This is a genomic window from Pseudanabaena sp. 'Roaring Creek' (genome assembly GCF_001402795.1).
Lineage (GTDB): Bacteria > Cyanobacteriota > Cyanobacteriia > Pseudanabaenales > Pseudanabaenaceae > Pseudanabaena.
Window position 1 is genome coordinate 1 of record NZ_LIRE01000638.1, and the last position, 328, is coordinate 328.

Here is a 328-nt window from a genome sequence, read left to right on the forward strand (position 1 = left end):
CGCCGTTCTTGGCGGTCGAGGCCCCGCCCTGCCATTCATGGCCATCCGCGAGGCCGACGGTGAGATCGGTGCCGGGCCCGGTGAAATGCAGGGCTGCGAAGCGCTCGCCCAGCGCACGAAATGGCTGAACGGCGAGCGCGGCGTTATGGGCGGCCCAGGCGGCGACGGGGTCGTCGCGGTCGACGCGGGAGGCGGCGAAGATCGCTTCGGCGAGGCGCGCGACGGCGATCTCCTCGGCATCGTCCTTGAAGACCTGCCGGGCCCAGGCGGCGCCGGGAAAGGCGACGATATTCCAGTTGATATCGAAATTGGCGATCTTCTCCAGGGC

1 protein-coding gene is annotated in these 328 nt (G+C 69.2%); it reads right to left on the bottom strand.

What is annotated here, in order from left to right; translation table 11 throughout:
- A partial coding sequence (locus AC805_RS16900; protein ID WP_197278774.1) for an aminopeptidase occupies positions 1-328 on the bottom strand: 328 nt, incomplete at both ends.